Source organism: Pseudoalteromonas sp. J2K-J979, from assembly GCF_058169715.2.
Genome location: NZ_CM200281.1, coordinates 2,235,328 through 2,253,577 on the forward strand (window position 1 = coordinate 2,235,328; position 18,250 = coordinate 2,253,577).

An 18,250-nucleotide genomic window follows, 5' to 3' on the forward strand; every position below is an offset into this window, starting at 1 on the left:
ACTACTCCAAAAATTCACCAGCTAAGTTAACCAAATAATTATAATTAGGCATATAGTCACCACCATTACCAAGAATGACAATAAAGGCGTTCCTGTCACGATTTATTGCGTATATTGTTCTAAATCCGTCATTACCACCAGCGTGACCATAGGTTGTTTTACCGTCTTCACTGAAATAAAAAATACCGTAGCCAGTACCATTGAATAAGGACTCACCTTCCTTAGAGTATGAGGTTAGCATCAGTTCTTTGGTTTCTGGCTGTAAAATTTGTCCCGACATAAAAGCATATAAAAACCGTTGCATATCAATCATTGAACTAACTTGTGACGATGAACCTACACTGTTCACGTTATTGCCAAAAATCTTATGGCTTGTGGCTAGGTTCATTGCGGTGAATTCATTAACTTGTGCAAATTCATCAAATATATAAGTATCACTCATATTCAAAGGTAGATAAATTTCATTTGCCATATACTCGGAAAATCCATACCCCGATACTCGATTGATAATCTCAGCTAATAGAACATAGCCTGTATTACTGTAATCTTCTTTGCTTCCTGGGCTAAACTCCAACACAGGGTTATCGATAAAGTATCGAACAATATTTTCATTAGTAATGCCGTCGGGAAGAATATCATTAGCGTTAAAGTCATTTGCGAAATCAGGGATCCCTGACTGGTGCGCCAGCAAATGATGTATAGTGACTTCTTGCCAAGATTGAGGTAACTCAGGCATCAAATCAACAATCGAGTCTTGCAAATCAATAACGCCCTGCTCATACAATTTCAGTATTGCGATTGCAGTAAAGGTTTTACTGACTGAGGCCAAACGAAACTGGGTTAGCTCTGTAATAGGTTGGTTAGCTCTGGCTATTCCTTTCGCACCAGTGTATAGGTTCACCTCATTTTGCCAGACTGAAATAATTAACCCTGCCTCGGTATCATTTAGGTTAGTCTCTAATGCGGTATCGAGTGTTTCCGCTAGCGTTGATTGAATACCCGTTTCAATCGTTTCATGTTTTTTTCCATTACTATTACATCCGACAATAACAGATAGCATCGTACACAATATCAAAACGTGAATAACGCGTTTTATTTTCATTTGTCATTTTCCATTAAATTATTGTTATCATTCCGTACTAGATTAAGGGTTTCACAAATGATGAAAAGTAGTACAGTAGCAATTAATGACCAAGCGTATAGGAAACTGACATTAATTTAAGTAACCTACTGATTAAAATAAACAATATAAAAAGTCAGGATATTGAAAACTTGATAAACCGTATACCTTTAGCGCAACCAAACACCAAAAGCATAACAATTTTCTTCGCTATTGTTATAACCCTTGCTTGCCTTTTGCTATTGATGGTTAATTCTGGGAAAAGCTCAAGCGACAATCGTCACGGGACAGCTATCACTATGGTGAAATCTCACACGCCGATCGCGCCTGTAAGTACTACGTCTTTTATCAATGGTTCAGAAAAATCATGGTTTTCTTTGCCTAGCGGCACATTTAATCTTGGTCAATTTCGCTATGGCATGATGAAAATACAGCTAGCGCAAACAGTCGAAAAATTCCCAGAGGAGATAATCATTGCGATAAGCAAAAACAATGTTTTTACTGACAGCCATCTATACTACCTACAAGGTAACAAATTCGTCGCTCTACACCTAACACAAGCAGTTGATAACAAAAATATTTTACAGGTTACGCTATCTAAAAAGCTAGCGACCAAAAGCTTATACCTTTCGCTTTCAGGCCGCTATTTAAGGGGTAAAATACATATTTTCACCCCAACAAAGTTTAATCAACACATTAAAACGTCAGCCATTAGTGATGGTATTTATGTTGGCGTTATCGCTTTATTCTTATTGTTGAGTTTACTGAGCTACATAGTTTTAAAAAAAACAATCTTTTTCAAATATGCAGTGTTACTTACCACTATGTTTCTGTGGATAGCAGCAGGTGAAGGTTGGCTTAACAGCTATATACCTGCGACACAAAGCTTGCCATTTTTTACCGCAAACTCGCTTGGGTTACTATTTTTTATCGCCTTCAGCTACTTTAGCTATGATTATTTAGCGCTCAATAACCTTACGTCAAAAAATGGAAAAATACTTAAATTTAGCCAAAGGTTGCTAGTCATTATTTGGCTTGGATATTGTTTTTCCTTCAACCGCCTTGAGTCCACGCTGTATCAAGTTTTTTATGCCGTCACATTAATAATCTGCGCTGTTATAGTAGTAACAGCTTTTATCTCAGCAATTAACTCACTAAAGCAAGGCAACAAACTAAGCTTATTCTATGTCGCGGCCATGGGTGTGTTTGTGCTGTTTAGTATAACTTCAGGGTTATCAATGACCAATATCATCAATGTTTACCTTGGCTGGACGTTTATAAAGGTTAGCTCGCTAATAGAAGTAAGTCTGCTCTCATCAGGGCTGATATATTGGTATAGAGACTCGATGAATACGTTTGTTGATGAGCAAATAAAACATCGAGCGGCGCAAGCAGAGTTAGCAGCAACCAAGCAACAATTAACTGACAATGAAACCTTGTTAACAGAACAACAAAGCAATACAGTATTTTGCCCTCAAATAGCAAAAGTCATTAGCTTAATCAATAATATACTATACATTAAAGCAGCAGGAAATTACGCCGAAGTTATTTATCGTAACGGGGGAAATGTTAAAACTGAATTGCTTGATATTAACCTTCAGGAAATTGAACAGGCGACTCATTTACATAAGTTAATCCGCTGTCATAAGTCATTTTTAATCAATCTAAAGTATGATTTTAAACTGACTCGCCGAACATCAGCAGACTATGATTTAGTTATGGAGGCACTACACGTCCCAGTTGGCAGGCAATACCTAAAAGCTGTTCGAGTATTTTTCAATTAAGACTGATGAGCATATAGAAAGATTGTTATAAATCTTAAGAAAGTAATACATTTTATTGCGTCTACCTTCCTAATGTTTCGGTTGGCCGACAATTGCCGTGGACACACATCGATCGCGTATCCAACCGCACTAAATCTGCCACAGGTAAAATGCCGTTGAAGTTGAACAAAAGCTTTTAAAAGTAGTACCTGTTGAGTTTAAAGTCGACGTTCACCACTGGCTGATTCTACATGGCCGTTATGTATGTACCGCCCGAAAACCCAAATGTGGCAGCTGTATTATTGCAGATTTGTGTGAGTTTAAGGATAAAACAGAGTAGCCAAAGGCTGTTTTGTGCCAATTGTGGACGGTGGTAACTCCATAATAGAGGCTATAATTGGTTATTATTGTGATTCATAAAATAGTACTAACCCTTTTGAAAGTCCAACAGGAAAAGTTGAGTAATGATCGGTTCCTTCTACCACTTCATCCGCTAGTTTTAATCCTTGGTAATTACGTGAGCGTAAACGATTAGCAAACTTTACATGGCCTGCGACCATATCTTCTTTCATCCCATTTTCTAAAGTCTCCAACGCACCAGTCGCCATAAACACATTAGCCTGCAAAGATTTGTTTTTCTCGGCATATTTATTTTCTAATTCAAATATCCAATCATTTTTAAACCAGAGCGAAGGGCTGGTTAAAATGTAAGTAGAAAACAGTTCCGGTTTGGTTAATAGTACCCAAGCGGCAAAAGACCCTCCCAATGACTGCCCAGACAATATTCTTTGTTCAGTGTTAACTCGGTAATTGTGCTCAATGTACTGAAAGACTTCTTTTTCGATAAACGCTAAGTACTCAGTTGCCCCACCCGTTGTGTATTTTGTCCAGCTCTGATCAACGACAGGTGTTAAGTCTCTAACTCGGCTAAATTGAGCATTTTCTCCATGGGCAAATGAAATACCAACAACAATGGCTTTATCCATGTTTCGCATGTGAGTGATACCTGCAGCCACTTTGAAAGTATAAGGTCCATCATTTAAGTAAAGTACAGGATATTTTTTAGATTTATTTTCTGCTAAGAAATAACTACGCGGTACTTTGATAAATAAATCATATTTTTTACCCAGCACTGTGGATTCAATTGTTACTATTTTACTGTTAGCAATTTCAAAACTACGGCCTTCTGCCACTGCTGCATTGAAGTTGATTATATTGAGCATCAAAATTAAAGCTAAGCTTTTTACAAAACGAATGGACTTAAAGTTCATCAATTTACCTTTCCAAAATTGTGTAAGTTAAAAACTTACGCTTTTACTTTTTAAAAACCTTATATTCGTCAAAGCGTTTATCAAGAAATTCAGTATTTTCGCTTTGATGGCGTAGCGCATTTTGGGGAATGCTTTTACTATTAATTAGCGCGGCGATACGTCCTTGTTTATTAAAAGTAAATAATTCAGCGTCGTAGTTTGTTGCTATTGGATCTTTATATGCATCTCGCGGTGAGATAATTTCCCAACCATTTGTGCGGATGTGTTCAATTAGTTTCCCCAAATACATCGCAGCCACTTCATTTTCATGCAACAACAAAACGTGTTTTGGTGAGCGGTTTAAATATTTTTGCGCGAGAGAATCGTAAAAAAGAATTCCTTGCCAAAGGGTATCTACATAAAGTTGGCCGAGCTTTTCATAATCAACAGTTAAGTCTAGCTCTTTAGCTTTCAGAAGTTTGGCATTGATATACCAATCAAAATTATCAATGGTTACATAACCAATCTCGTATTCATTTTGTCTTAAATGAGTTTCAATAATTTTCCTCTTTGCTGGGGTATTGCCGTAATGTAGATAAGGAAATCTGTGGTATTTAACGATGTTATTAAACTGCTTAAGAGCTGAATGTGCAGTATCAAAATCATTTAAGTATGTTTTCACATCGACTTTGTTTGCAGAAAGGTGACTGTGGCTATGGTGCGCTAAATGAAAGCCTGCATTTGAATATGCTAGTAACCTACTTCTATCTGATTCGGAGGTTACATTTCCTGTTGTTACAAAAAACAGCGCATCAGCAACATTGCTATCTTTTAGGTGCTTGATTATTTTATTGGTTTTTTCATCTCCACTCATTATATGACTTCCCCCTAAAGGTGCGTCGTCAAAAGTAATGGATATTTGCTTTGAAAAAGATAAGGGTGCAAACAATAAAATGCAAATTGTCAAAAAAGAAGTCGATTTCATTTTGGCTAAATCCTTTGCTATCGATAATGTTAAAATTGGAACTTTTTGGTGTGGTAAACAGTAAATAGATGATCATCACAAATTTTAATAAACTTCCAAAATCAAAGTGTGACATGTGTCACAAAGTTGCTTTTTAACATACAGGACGTTAAAGTGCGACACAAGTCACACTTTTGCGTATTTATATGAAACCCAATTCAACAGAGTTAGAAATACTGAAATTACTTTGGAAAAAGCAGCCACGTACAGCCAAAGAAATTCATGAACACTTAGAATCAAAGTATGGTTGGTCATACTCATCTACACGTAAAACCTTAGAAAGAATGGGCAATAAGGGAATTTTAGAAGTTGGCTCCTCTGGCAACAAAAAAACCTTTAAAGCATTAATTGAGAAAATACCGACGCTAGCATCCTACATGCAGGAATTCGCAACCAATGTCTTAGAGTTAGATGAACCACTACCTGTCACTATGTTCGCTGATAGCCGTTTAATAAATAAAGCTGAAGTCGATGAGTTAGAGGAATTGTTAAATCAACTTTCAAAGGATGAAAAACAAAAGTAGTGGACTCTTTCATCATTCAATTCATAGTAAACAGTCTCTTTCCTTGGCTTATATTTTCTGGGCTTGTTTATGCTTGCTCATCTTATATAACCAAGTCCGATAATAGCTCACCAAGTATTTGGTGGTCTGCGCTTTTAGCCAGCTTTTTACCTTTTATCCCTTTATCTCTTGGCACTATTAATATATCAATCCCTGATTTGGATTATATAAACTCAAGTTTGCAAAGCGCACAAATAGTAAAGCAAGCCAGTATCACCCATGCAAGTTTGCAGAAAGTGGATTTAATCGCAACAGCGCTAATTATTGGTTACTTTGGTTTTACCTGCTTAAAACTCGTTAAATTATTGGTTGTGTGGCAAAAACTCAAAAGCTTATCAAGATCTTCTGAATCAATAAATGAGTTGCCGACTAGTAAGGTGAAGGTTGTAATTTCCTCTCAAAACCATAGCCCTTTTGTCATTGGCATAACAACACCCTATGTTGTGCTACCTAACTATTTTTCATCGCTAAAAAAAGATCAGCAAAGCATTCTGATTCGTCACGAGCTAACCCATATTACAAACAAAGATCATATTACAATTCTTTTATGGAGGGTCTTAAGCACACTTTTATGGATAAACCCATTTGTTAAAAAGATGGAATGGCAGTTCATTCGTGCTATGGAACACAGGTGTGACAAGCTGACGATACGTCGCTTTAATATTAACAAGCATGATTATGCCAAAGCACTGCTGCAATCATTAAAAAAAAGCGTCCAATTTGATAACAACAATCCAGTTGCTCAATTTAATTCTGGTGTGCTTTGCGCTGATGATTACAAAGCGAGGCTTACAAACATTGCTTCTCCAGTGAATAAAAGTCGACTTACTTTAACTTTAAAGTTCTCTTTAATGATACTTATTATTTTTAGTCTATATACACTCTTAAAAGCTCCCACAATGGCGGGAAAGCTAACTTGGCAGCATCCACTAGATAGCCATACGATAAGCTCAACATTTCGAAGCATAAGTAAGGTCAGAGATTATAAGCCACATAGAGGTGTAGACTATGTTGCCCAAAGAGGAAGTCCTGTGCTGTCTGCTGCTGATGGAATTATAGTTATTTCAGATAACAAAACCATGCATTCGAACTATGGGAATACTGTATTAATTCAGCATAAAAATGGCTACCAAACGTTATATTCACATCTAGAATCGAGTGATGCCAAAGTCGGCTCTTGGGTTAAAGCTGGGCAGGTTATTGGCGTCATTGGTGATACAGGTAAAGCAACAGGCGTTCATCTTCACTTTGAAGTAATCAAAGACAATCAAAGAGTTGATCCTAGTTTAGTGCTCGGCGCTAAAACTACAATGTAATGGATTCTATTTCAAACACTTATAGCGTTATAAAGGTGTCGTATGTTTCAAAAAAACTTTTTTATTATTTTTACTCTTCTTTTTAGTTCATTTAGCTATGGTGGTGAAATATTTGAGAGCCTCCCTGACAAAATAAATTCATCTGATAAGTATGTTTTTTATTCTCACGGACTCATAGTCGAGGGCACAGATCCTACACCTATCCATGAGCGCTGGGGGCAATTTAACTTTCCAGCTATTAAAAAGGAACTTGCCGACTCAAGCTATCATTTAATTGCTACTCATCGGCCAGCTAAAACTCATCCTTTTAAGTATGCTGAACAGTTAGCTAAACAAGTAACTAAATTACTAAAAAATGGCGTACCTGCGAGCAATATATCGTTAGTAGGCTTTTCTCGTGGTGGGTTTATTACGGCAATTGCATCGAGCAATTTAAAAAATATGGATGTTAACGTTGTAATCTTAGCGGCTTGTACCAGCGGATTAGCTGAAAAAGCAGAAATCGCTATGTATGGTCATTTATTTTCAGTGTATGAAACATCGGATTCTGTTGGTTCGTGTGATGATGTAGTTGCTAGGAGTGTTGGTACCGTTAGTTCTTACAAAGAAATTTCGATTTCAACGGGTAAAGAACATGGCGCTTTTTTCACCCCCAGAAAAGAATGGATAATACCCGTTAAAGCCTGGCTCAAACGTAAAAAGCCTCAGTCGTATTATATAAGATCTAAGCTCATACACCCGATAATTCAATTTGAACAATTTTAAAAAATAATAAGCTAGGGATTAAATCAACTTCATGGAAATTAGAAAATTAAACTCTCTAAGAGCTTTAGCTGCCCTTATCGTATTTGTTACCCACTTTTCAGATATAACTCATTGGCTAAATGGCTCTCTAGGAGGTGGCTCTGGTGCCTATGGTGTAATGTTATTTTTCCTTCTTAGTGGCTTTCTAATGTCACTTCTCTATTTAGACACCAAGTTTAGCAGAGCAAACATTGAACGATACCTATTAGCTAGAGCTGGCCGAATTTTACCCCTATACCTTGTAATTGTTTTTAGCTCTTACTTATTAACTCAAAATAATTATGACATTTTATATAACATCACTGACCTTAATTCGTTAATAGGGCACCTTTTGTTTATACATGGCGAAAGCGTGCTTTGGACAATTCCACCAGAAATACAATTCTATATTATATTTATCGCTTTCTGGTTTTTAGCAGGCGATAAAAAAGGGTGTATATATTTACTAATCGTAGCCTTTATGATTTTTTGGTATTTAGCTGATTTCCCGAGATTATTTGGTGAGATTGAAAGTATTCCTTACAACTTATTCAGTATTTTAAGAACGTTTCCGTATTTTTTTATTGGCGTTATATTTGGTTTGCATTACAAATCACTTAAGGTGCCGAGTTATATGAAGAGCAACTGGTTTATATTAGCTTTGTGTTTAATACCTCTGTTGTATCCTGATTTTTCACCTGTTAACGAGGCTGACAAGAAAAGAATGTGGCTTAGTTATGAAGTTCTATTTGTTATGAGCACTGTATTCTTTTGTGTTGTTTTTTTAGTACCGAACAACAATATTTTTTTAGCAAATAAGATTGGTGACTTTTTAGGTAAAGTGTCTTACTCATTCTATTTATTGCATTTGCCTATTATTGGAATGGTTAATAAATTTAATTTAGATACTGAACTTAAGCTGTTGTTATCACTGAGCTTGAGTGTATTTTTTGCGCATATATCTTACGTTTTCTTTGAAAGGCCTATTGCAAATAGAATTAGAAGCTTCTCGAATACAAAGAGGCTCAACATTTAGTTTTCACACATTTAAGGAAAAGAAGTAATGTTTAGTAAGTTTATTAAGCTGGCGCTTACTGCTGTTGTTTTTTGCTCTCTACCGTTAAGCGCGAAGGAGAGTACAGAGTTTAAAATTCGAAATACGCAAACCTTGCAAATAAAATCTGAAAAAAGTGGATTAGAATATGAGCTCTATATACGCTTGCCCAACAATTATGCACAAAGCAATAAAAAGTACCCTCTGGTATTATTGAATGACACGGGTTATTCCGTTGCTGCGGCAAGTGGCATTGTACATCTCATGGCAGGCAGAGATATTGAGGATGTGATTATAGTCGGGATTTCATACTCCAAAGGACATGACCCTTTGATTAGTCGTACTCGGGACTACACACCAACATATGCCCCAAATGAAGGAAGGGGGCATTCGCTCGAAGCTCAAAAGTATTCAGGTAAAGCTAGCCAGTACATTAGTTTCATTTCAGATGAAGTTTTACCTTTGATTAACCATACATACCGAATCAGACAAGATAAAAAAATATTTGTTGGTCATTCATATGGCGGGCTGCTTGGCGCCAACATTTTGATCACTCATCCTGAACTGTTTAATCACTACATTTTAGGTAGCCCATCGTTCTGGTATGACAATAAAGCAATGTTTCAGCTGGAAAGTAATTATGCAAAAAGTAATAAGGCCATGAAAGCACAGGTGTATATGTACATTGGGAGTGAAGAAGGCAACATGGTTAAGGAAATGCTAGCATTTGAGGAGCAGTTAAAGTCACGAAATTACCAAGGGTTAATTATCCAGTCCAAAGTACTCGAAGGGTTATCCCATCACAGTGCTTTTGCAGTGTTATTAACTTATGGTCTTCAAAAAGCTATCCCTAAACAAAGCAAAGACAACTAATAAGTTTAGACTGCGGCTGCCTAACAGGTTTGCTGCTAAAAGCATTATGAAGGACTCCAAATAATTTAAAAATATAACTCAATGGCTTTGCTCGGCTTGTGTTATGTCTATTTCAGGCATCTTATTTAGGTGGATATTTGTTTATACCTTGGTTCCTATGGTTAAAAACTAAGAGCAAGGCTAAACAAAACAGTAATCAGCATAGCGATCTATAACAAAACCAATTAGGTCATATCTTGACTTCATACATTATAATTTATCACTGATCGCTTTTCGCTCAAAACCGTCTTGCTAAAGTAAGTTTTTTCGTTCTACGTTGATTATATTCTAGTTGGCCAACCATCACGGTAGAGCCCCATATCGGCCGCGTATCCAACCGCACTAAATTTGCCATGGGCAAAAATGTCGTTGAAGTTGAAAATAAGCTTTTAAAAGTAGTGCCGAAAGAATTCAAAGTTGATGTTCACCACTGGCTGATTCTACATGGCCGTTATGTATGTACCGCCCGAAAACCGAAGTGTGGCAGCTGTATTATTGAAGATTTGTGTGAGTTTAAAGATAAGAGTGAGTGAGGCGACAATTATTGTAGCCTCACTAAATGGCTTGTTCTTTTGGGTTTACTTAAATATAAAAACTGTTGCTCGTCGTGAGAGGTATTAATCAACATCTCACCTTTTTCTGAGCCTTGATGAATAACTTCGGTTAAGCCGTTGCCCATATTAATCGTAACCAGCTTAAAACTCTCTTCCTTATCTAATCTTAACGATAACCTGCTATCCGCCACTCTCACTCCGCTGATATGTTCATCAGATGCTGACCACACATGCTCCTGCTGAGAGTGACTATTGATACGAAACACATTTTTGCTATTAGCAAAGTAAATTTGATCTTTTGAGTCCAGCGCCATTGAATAGCAAACAAGCCTTTCACCTTCGGTTTCATAAGTTTCTAACGTTAATGTATTTAGATTTAGCTTTGCAAGGTGAAAAGTAACGCCATCATCTGCTCTGTACGAAACCAGTACTGCATTTTCATGATAAAAATGTTCACGTAAACCAAATGGTTGATGACTGTGTTTGAACACTTCAAATGTTGCTGATTTCACATTAATTTTGAATAATTTGTCCTTACTGGCTGTGATAATGCCAGTGCCATCGGGAGTCCACACAACACCAAACAGTTCTTCATTATTAGGGTTAGAAAAAACCATCCGTTGTTGTCCACCTTCATAGATATAAAGCTGCTTTAGCCCTGTGCGATGAGATTCAAAAACAAATCGTTGATCATCAGGAGAAAAAATGGGTAAAAAATCTAAAGAAGAAGTATCCACTAAGGTTTCAAATTCACTGGGCGATGTCTTAGTCTTACGTAATATATCCACATCGACATTGCGCAGTTCCATGAAAATTTCTGTGCCCGCGGGATTAAACTGAGCATCTCGAACAAACTTGTAATTATTAAAATCGATCACAGAAATCTTTCCTTGCATATCGACCAACTGCAATTTAGTGCGATTACTGATCAGCAACGACTCTCTATTCGGGTGCCAACTGAGCCCCTGAATACTATCCTCAATTTCAACTAAATTAGAGATGCTAAGCGTCTGGGGATTAATTAAATCGATTCGATACCGGTTTAACCCCATTTCATAACCTAGCGCTATTTGGGCTTCGTCTGGCGATAATGCAAGTGCTTTCATCCAGTCTTTTCCTTGTGCCTTCAATAACTGTCGTTTTTCACCACTTTTTAAATCTATAAAAGACAGCCAAGTATCGTTATTCTCTTTATTTTTCTCGACAAAATAAATTCTATTCTTACTGTGCCACTGTAATTTACCGCTGCTAACCTGAAAATTAGCAAACGCTCGTAAATCAGTACTTTTTATCGGCGTTAATGTAAGTAAATCCAACGACATATAAGACATCACATCTTGGTCATTGCTATTTTCCATAAACGCCAAAGCAGTCCCTTCGGGATGCCAACCAAGACTGTAATAACTGGAGCTATTTTCAGTTAATTGAACTTCTTGCCCAGTTGCGAGCTCTCTAAGCCAAATGTTTCTTTGCTGTTCATTTCCTCGTACAAAAGCTAAATATTGACCATTTGGCGAAAGAGTTAAGAAGGCCTCGTTCGCTTCATTTGATGAGACAGGAAGTAATTGAAAAAAGTCGGTTTTGATTGACTGAGGCTTATGCAAGAGCCAAAAGCACAGCGTCACGACTGTGATTATCGCAATGAGGTAAGGCGTAATACGAGGCTTTTCGACGACATCACTCGGTAACTCCAAACAATATCCACGTTTGGGATGAGTAACTAAAAGTTTAGCATTTTTAGAATCTTCTTTTAACGCTTTTCTCAGTAAAGCAATACAACGTTGAACTGAACTCGGATTAAACGTGGATACAGGCCAAACTGAAGAAAATATCTGCTCCTGACTCACCACTTCTCCTTTGTGACGAAACAAGTAATGGAGTACATCCATCACTTTAGGCTCTAAAATAACCTCATATTCTCCAGATGAGATGCGACACCGACTGACATCGACATCAAATTTTCCAATTTGGAACCTGTCCATTACTTCCTCAAAAACAATTAAAAATCAATGCTTAAGGTTTTCTTAAGAAATTGATAAGGCCTATTTCATTGTCTCATCTCTTTCACTTCAAGAGACTTCAATCACCTAAAACATATTAACATTACACAACGTGAAACTAACTTTGTTTTTAATAATTATATTTTGCAGTGCCTTCTTGTTGTTTCAAATACAACCTATGCTAACGAAAGAGATGCTCCCACTCTTTGGTGGAAGTGCAACGGTGTGGTCCGCAAGCATGCTTTTTTTTCAAAGCATATTACTTTTCGGATACTTATACGCCCACTTGTTGAGTAAATTGAAGCTCAAATCACAGTTTTTAATTCAAGCTTCATTCCTAGGCATTTCCGTCTTTTTTACTTTTAATACCAACTTCCCCGCTATCGCGAACAGCTCTTATCCTGCACTTCAGGTAATAATGCTATTAATGCAACAAATAGGATTCGCATTTTTTTTATTAGCATCCACCAGTGTATTGCTGCAACATTGGTTTTTTAAAACATCTAACCGAGATGTCCCTTATCATTGGTACTCTCTGTCAAACCTAGGCTCTTTGATTGCCTTGATAAGTTACCCTTTGTTTGTTGAAGTTAATTTTCCAGTTCCTCAACAAAAAACTTATTGGTTCGTGGCCTTTGGTTTTTTCATCGTTTTACAGCTCATACTGATGGTTGCACTAAAAGACTCAGAGTTATCCACTCAAAAAGCCAATCAATCTGATAATCAAAGCAATATAGCTTCAAAAAACCTACTGTTGTGGATTGCTTTATCTGCAACCGGCACCATTATGCTCATAGCGACAACGCAAATGATCAGCACTAATATTCCGCCCATGCCATTTGTGTGGATCTTGCCTTTGGTCATCTACCTCTTGAGTTATACCTATTCTTTTTCGTCAAAGGGAGCCTATAAGCGCACTTTGCTGTCACCATTTTTATTGTTTGCCATTAGCGCTGGTTTGATGATGTATTTTCTGGGCAGTCAATTTAATGCCATTTCTCAATTAACAATGTTCAGTTTGATATTGCTCATTTGCTGTCTCGTATGTCATGGCGAGTTACGCATTCATGCTCCAAATGATGAAAATATGACTTTGTTTTACGTTGCTATTTCATTAGGTGGTGCATTGGGGAGTGTGTTTACTACCCTTTTAGCTCCTTTACTCTTTTTGCGAATCACCGAGTACGTGCTTGGGTTGTTGTTGGTACTTTTATTATTCGTTTGGTGTAGCGGCCTCAAAACTGTTAAGTCTTTATCGTGCAAAGCTTATGTCGGTTGGACTGGTGTGCTTGGCCTTTTCGCATGTGTATACTTCAACGTTGAACAAAGCTTTAGTCAATTCGATATTGAAAACAAAAGAAATTTTTATGGCTATGTCTCTGTTAAAGATATTGAAGTAGACAATATCAATGAAAGGCGCTTGATTGATGGTACAACAGTCCATGGTTCACAGCCTTTGGGAAATAAATCAACTAGCCGTGCTTCTTATTATCAAGATGATAGCGGCATTTCTAAGACTCTCAGTTATTTGCAGCGCAAAGATACGCTCAATATAGGGATTATAGGCTTAGGCGCGGGTGTATTGGCAAGTTACACTCGTCCAGGAGATAAATTTAGCTTTTATGAGCTGAACCCTGCTGTCTATGAGATGGCGAGCAAATATTTTACTTATTTAGACGATGCAAAGGGAAAAGTCGAAGTCATTATTAATGATGGGCGCATCGCTTTAAATGAAAGAAAAAAAGACCAAGGCTCACTTTTTGATGCTTTAATTATTGACGCATTTTCTAGTGATGTCATCCCAGCACATTTACTCACCCAAGAAGCGTTCGAGTTGTACTGGCACAATTTAAAGAAAGATGGCTTATTAATCCTTCATATATCCAACAACCATATAGATCTCATGCCAGTATTGCGGGCGCATAACCAACAATTTGAAAAAGGATTAATTCAATTCAAAAAATTAGGGCAACAAAGGGAAAGCTTCGGTTCTGATTGGGTCGTGTTAACTTGCAATTTATCCTTTTTAACTGCGTTCAGATCTAATAGTAACCTAGTTAAACCCGAAAACTTTGCCAATTACCCAATACGATGGACAGATCAACACTATAGTCTTTTACCCCTAATGAAATATTAGCGTGATACAAATCTACAATATTTCATGGTAGCATCAAGGAAAAAATATAACGCATTGAATTAAGGAGTGTTAATGCAAAATCTTTTCCTCAGTTTTATTATTCATTCCGCACTTTTATCAATTTTTGTGCTGGGATTAACAAAGCTTAAACTGGTGAAAATCAACATAGTATGGAGCGCGATTTCTTTTACATTGTTTGCAATATACTTTATAGCCTTATTTATGGGTGGCGATTTGATTCCGATTGCCAGCTACTTTCCTGATTTAGATTGGAATTGGTCGGGAAAAATCGCGGCAATATTAGTCTGGTTAATCGCTTTAGCCGCACTGCTTAGATTTAAAAAAGGCTTCCATGCAAGTGACGCAGGTTTCACTTTTAAGCAAAACGAAAACTCAACAGCTCCCGCTCTGTTAGTGATATTAAGTGCTTTAGCATTTCATGTAACTTTAGTTTCTTTTATTGGTAATGGGCCTGAATACACTACTGAGGAGTTATTTTTCCAAGCTACAATGCCGGGCTTTGATGAAGAACCAATGTTTAGAGGAATTATTCTCTACACTCTCTCTTTAGCGTTGATTTCAAAGCACTTTAGTATTTTTGGTGCCAAGATAAATGTGGCAGGATTAATTTTAGTTACACTATTTGGACTTGTTCACGGCGTGATGTACACAGAAGGGCAATTCATATTTAACCTAATACCATTATTTATAACGGGCTTTTACGGGTTCATCTTTTTATGGCTGAGAGAAAAAACTGGCAGCCTTTTATTCCCAATCGTTGCTCATAACAGTTTAAACTTTGTAGGACAATTTTTTTAACTATTACCATGGTTGTTTATCAAATGACAGCGCGTAATTAACCATATTGACTAATTGACTAATAAGGATAGCGTTGCATTCACCAGTTGAACTCACAGTATAAAACAGTCAATCAGGTAGATGTCACACATCTACCTGATTCAAACTTTGGTTAATCGACCATTGATAGCGTATCAATCACAGAAAATTTATGTGTATTTAAAAGAAAAATTGATGTGTAAATTGCACAATTAATTGAACACTTTCAAAGTATTAATTTCACAAGTCATACTGCTTTGGTTATGCTAGGGGACATTATAAAATGATATTGTGAAAATCCCCTATGCTACCATTACTTCGTATCTTACTCATCGAGCAAGATCCAAGCACTTTACAAGCGCTTTCTAAAAACCTATCTAAAGCGATTCCTAATTTTGAGCGAGACGATATTCATATCGACATTGTTGAACAACTCGAACTCAAACAAGCGCTCGAGTGTGTAGTCGAAGATGGTGATATTCAAGCTGTTGTGCTCAGTTGGGATGCGCACAACAAGGCGGGCGAGCGGACTTATAGTCGTTTTATCGAGCAATTAAAAGGGATCCGTCTTGAATTGCCAGTTTATGTGATTGGTGATGACAGCGAGGGGCTAGAAATCATCAATGAATCGGAAGAAATCGAGTCGTTTTTCTTTAAAGATGAAGTCATCTCTGATCCTGAAGCGATTTTAGGTTACATGATCAACGACTTTGATGATCGTTCCGAAACCCCATTTTGGACGGCATACCGCCGATATGTCGGTGAATCAAACGATTCGTGGCACACCCCCGGTCATAGCGGGGGCTCTAGCTTTAGAAACTCGCCTTATATCAAAGATTTTTATCAGTTTTATGGCCGTAATGTATTTGTTGGCGATTTGTCAGTGTCGGTCGATTCGTTAGGATCATTATCCGATAGCACCAATACCATTGGCCGTGCCCAAGAATCCGCAGCCGCCACTTTTGAGGTCAAACATACCTATTTCGTCACAAACGGTTCTTCGACTTCAAATAAAATTATTTTACAAACCTTACTGCGTAAGGGCGATAAAGTGATCATCGATCGCAATTGCCATAAGTCGGTGCACTACGGCATCTTGCAATCAGCCAGTTTACCTATTTATTTGTCGAGTATTTTAAATCCTAAATATGGGATTTTCGCACCGCCATCGTTGGCCGATATCAAACAAGCGATCGAACAAAATACTGATGCTAAATTGTTAGTGCTGACTGGCTGCACCTACGATGGCCTGCTCAGTGATTTAAAACAAGTGGTCGATTTTGCCCATCAACATGGTATTAAAGTCTTTATCGATGAAGCTTGGTTTGCTTATTCTCTTTTTCACCCCAGCTTGCGATATTATTCAGCCATTCATGCAGGTGCCGATTATGTCACTCATTCAGCACATAAAGTAGTCTCAGCATTTTCTCAAGCGTCTTATATTCATGTTAACGATCCTGATTTCGATGCCGACTTTTTCCGCGAAATTTACAGTATCTATGCCAGTACATCCCCAAAATATCAGCTAATCGCATCTCTCGATGTCTGCCAAAAACAATTGGAGATGGAAGGCTATAAATTGCTCAACACCCTTTTAAACCATGTTGATAAATTTAAACAGCAAATGGCGTCACTTAAGCATATAAAAGTGTTAGACAAACAAGACTTTATGAAAATTTTCCCGCACTTTAGCGGCGATAACATGGGTCATGATCCCCTAAAAATTCTTATTGATATTAGCGAGTTGCCCTACTCACTCAAGGATATTCATAAGTTTTTATTAGATGAAATTGGGTTAGAAATAGAAAAATATACTCACAGCACCATATTAGTATTACTGACACTTGGCGGTACACGTTCGAAAATTATTCGTCTGTACAATGCATTGAAAAAGCTCGACAGTGGTAAAGCTAAGTTGGCAAAATCAACAAGGCGTTCTCGCTTGCCTGAGAATTTACCTGCCATAGATTTAGCGTGTATTCCAAGCGATGCGTTTTATGGCGAACGAGAGTCGGTACCAATTGGTAAAAGCAACAACCGTATTTGTGCCGGTTTAGTGACTCCCTACCCACCAGGCATTCCGCTTTTGGTTCCCGGTCAGCATATTACTGAAGAACATATCGAGTATCTTAAAGAGTTGGCGGGACAAGGTTTGACCATTCAAGGCAGTTTCGATGGTGAAATCTATGTCCTTAAAGGCAAAGTAGACAAGTAAAGACCGCTGTTTAATACGATCGCAGTGCTTTCCACTTATGCAGCCATACCCTCTGGCATGGCTGCCACATCGAACCGTATATATATAATAATGCCCGTTATTTTAAGCCTTTATCGAGTGATCTATCACAACTTGGCAGCTTATCTGATGGAACGCTTCATTCCGCCTCAATGCCATTTAATAGGCATGCTTTATCAATGTAAAATCAAACAACATCGTTGGTATGCCTAAAACAACTCCTGACCTTAGAACGACGTTGCCTGAATAAACCATTTATGTGACTATACTCGCAAAAAATGAGGTAGTTTATTATGCGTTTACTCCATACCATGCTTCGCGTGGCTGATTTAGAAAAATCCATTGCTTTTTATACTCAAGTGCTCGGCATGAAAGAGCTGCGCCGTGCAGACAATCCCGAGTATCGTTATACATTGGCTTTTGTTGGTTATGCCGACGAGTCAGAGCAAGCTGTAATTGAGCTGACCTACAACTGGGATACTAACAGTTATGATCTAGGCAATGCCTATGGCCATATCGCCTTAGAGTTTGATGATATCTATCAAGCCTGTGAGCTAATAAAACAACGCGGCGGAATTGTGAGCCGAGAACCTGGCCCTGTGCTTGGAGGAACAACTGAAATAGCTTTTGTCAAAGATCCTGATGGTTATGCGATTGAGCTCATTCAAACAAAAACGAAGCTCGACGATTTTTAGTTTTTTGCT

The 18,250-nt window shown here is 37.6% G+C and carries 14 protein-coding genes and 2 pseudogenes; 12 read left to right on the top strand and 4 right to left on the bottom strand.

Going from position 1 to position 18,250, the window contains the following annotated elements:
* Position 1: 1 nt before the first annotated feature.
* Positions 2 to 1,102, bottom strand: coding sequence for a serine hydrolase domain-containing protein (locus AC3KVK_RS10250; protein ID WP_490313529.1), 1,101 nt, complete (start codon positions 1,100 to 1,102; stop codon positions 2 to 4).
* A 317-nt stretch (positions 1,103 to 1,419) separates the two neighbouring features.
* On the opposite strand from AC3KVK_RS10250, the gene AC3KVK_RS10255 reads away from it, so the two are divergent.
* Complete coding sequence (locus AC3KVK_RS10255; RefSeq protein ID WP_490313530.1) at positions 1,420 to 2,904, top strand: 7TM diverse intracellular signaling domain-containing protein; 1,485 nt, start codon at positions 1,420 to 1,422, stop codon at positions 2,902 to 2,904.
* 76 nt (positions 2,905 to 2,980) lie between these two features.
* A pseudogene (locus AC3KVK_RS10260) lies at positions 2,981 to 3,223 on the top strand (iron-sulfur binding domain-containing protein); the annotation flags it as partial.
* Positions 3,224 to 3,287: 64 nt separating this feature from the next.
* On the opposite strand, the gene AC3KVK_RS10265 reads toward AC3KVK_RS10260, so the two are convergent.
* Positions 3,288 to 4,154: an alpha/beta hydrolase gene (locus AC3KVK_RS10265; protein ID WP_490313531.1), complete on the bottom strand. Its 867-nt coding sequence runs from the start codon at positions 4,152 to 4,154 to the stop codon at positions 3,288 to 3,290.
* A 43-nt stretch (positions 4,155 to 4,197) separates the two neighbouring features.
* Positions 4,198 to 5,118 (bottom strand): polysaccharide deacetylase family protein, encoded by a 921-nt coding sequence (locus tag AC3KVK_RS10270; protein WP_490313532.1) that lies wholly within the window; start codon positions 5,116 to 5,118, stop codon positions 4,198 to 4,200.
* Between the two features lie 185 nt (positions 5,119 to 5,303).
* Between AC3KVK_RS10270 and AC3KVK_RS10275 the strand changes: the two genes are divergently transcribed.
* From AC3KVK_RS10275 to AC3KVK_RS10300, 6 genes and pseudogenes are all read left to right on the top strand, one after another.
* Positions 5,304 to 5,681, top strand: a complete 378-nt coding sequence (locus AC3KVK_RS10275) for a BlaI/MecI/CopY family transcriptional regulator (protein ID WP_138608539.1) — start codon at positions 5,304 to 5,306, stop codon at positions 5,679 to 5,681.
* On the top strand, positions 5,681 to 7,036 hold the full coding sequence (locus tag AC3KVK_RS10280) for a peptidoglycan DD-metalloendopeptidase family protein (RefSeq protein ID WP_490313533.1): 1,356 nt from the start codon (positions 5,681 to 5,683) through the stop codon (positions 7,034 to 7,036). Before AC3KVK_RS10275 ends, AC3KVK_RS10280 begins: the two co-directional genes overlap by 1 nt.
* Before the next feature lie 42 nt (positions 7,037 to 7,078).
* Positions 7,079 to 7,801, top strand: a complete 723-nt coding sequence (locus AC3KVK_RS10285) for an alpha/beta hydrolase family protein (RefSeq protein WP_490313534.1) — start codon at positions 7,079 to 7,081, stop codon at positions 7,799 to 7,801.
* Between the two features lie 31 nt (positions 7,802 to 7,832).
* Complete coding sequence (locus AC3KVK_RS10290) at positions 7,833 to 8,855, top strand: acyltransferase family protein (protein WP_490313535.1); 1,023 nt, start codon at positions 7,833 to 7,835, stop codon at positions 8,853 to 8,855.
* Positions 8,856 to 8,882: 27 nt separating this feature from the next.
* Positions 8,883 to 9,746: an alpha/beta hydrolase gene (locus AC3KVK_RS10295; RefSeq protein ID WP_490313536.1), complete on the top strand. Its 864-nt coding sequence runs from the start codon at positions 8,883 to 8,885 to the stop codon at positions 9,744 to 9,746.
* 332 nt (positions 9,747 to 10,078) lie between these two features.
* Positions 10,079 to 10,318 (top strand): annotated as a pseudogene (locus AC3KVK_RS10300) (iron-sulfur binding domain-containing protein); the annotation flags it as partial.
* An 8-nt stretch (positions 10,319 to 10,326) separates the two neighbouring features.
* Here the strand turns inward: AC3KVK_RS10300 and AC3KVK_RS10305 are convergent.
* Positions 10,327 to 12,321, bottom strand: a complete 1,995-nt coding sequence (locus AC3KVK_RS10305) for a winged helix-turn-helix domain-containing protein (protein WP_490313537.1) — start codon at positions 12,319 to 12,321, stop codon at positions 10,327 to 10,329.
* Between the two features lie 445 nt (positions 12,322 to 12,766).
* Here AC3KVK_RS10305 and AC3KVK_RS10310 point away from each other — a divergent pair, with 445 nt between their 5' ends.
* The 4 genes from AC3KVK_RS10310 to gloA all read left to right on the top strand — a co-directional run bounded on the left by AC3KVK_RS10310 (position 12,767) and on the right by gloA (position 18,241).
* Entirely contained in the window at positions 12,767 to 14,476 is a 1,710-nt protein-coding gene (locus AC3KVK_RS10310) for a spermidine synthase (protein WP_490313538.1), read from the top strand.
* A gap of 72 nt (positions 14,477 to 14,548) precedes the next feature.
* On the top strand, positions 14,549 to 15,295 hold the full coding sequence (locus AC3KVK_RS10315; protein ID WP_490313539.1) for a CPBP family glutamic-type intramembrane protease: 747 nt from the start codon (positions 14,549 to 14,551) through the stop codon (positions 15,293 to 15,295).
* Between the two features lie 322 nt (positions 15,296 to 15,617).
* Complete coding sequence (locus AC3KVK_RS10320) at positions 15,618 to 17,528, top strand: aminotransferase class I/II-fold pyridoxal phosphate-dependent enzyme (RefSeq protein ID WP_490313540.1); 1,911 nt, start codon at positions 15,618 to 15,620, stop codon at positions 17,526 to 17,528.
* A 311-nt stretch (positions 17,529 to 17,839) separates the two neighbouring features.
* Positions 17,840 to 18,241, top strand: a complete 402-nt coding sequence (gene gloA / locus AC3KVK_RS10325; RefSeq protein WP_490313541.1) for a lactoylglutathione lyase — start codon at positions 17,840 to 17,842, stop codon at positions 18,239 to 18,241.
* Positions 18,242 to 18,250: the final 9 nt, after the last annotated feature.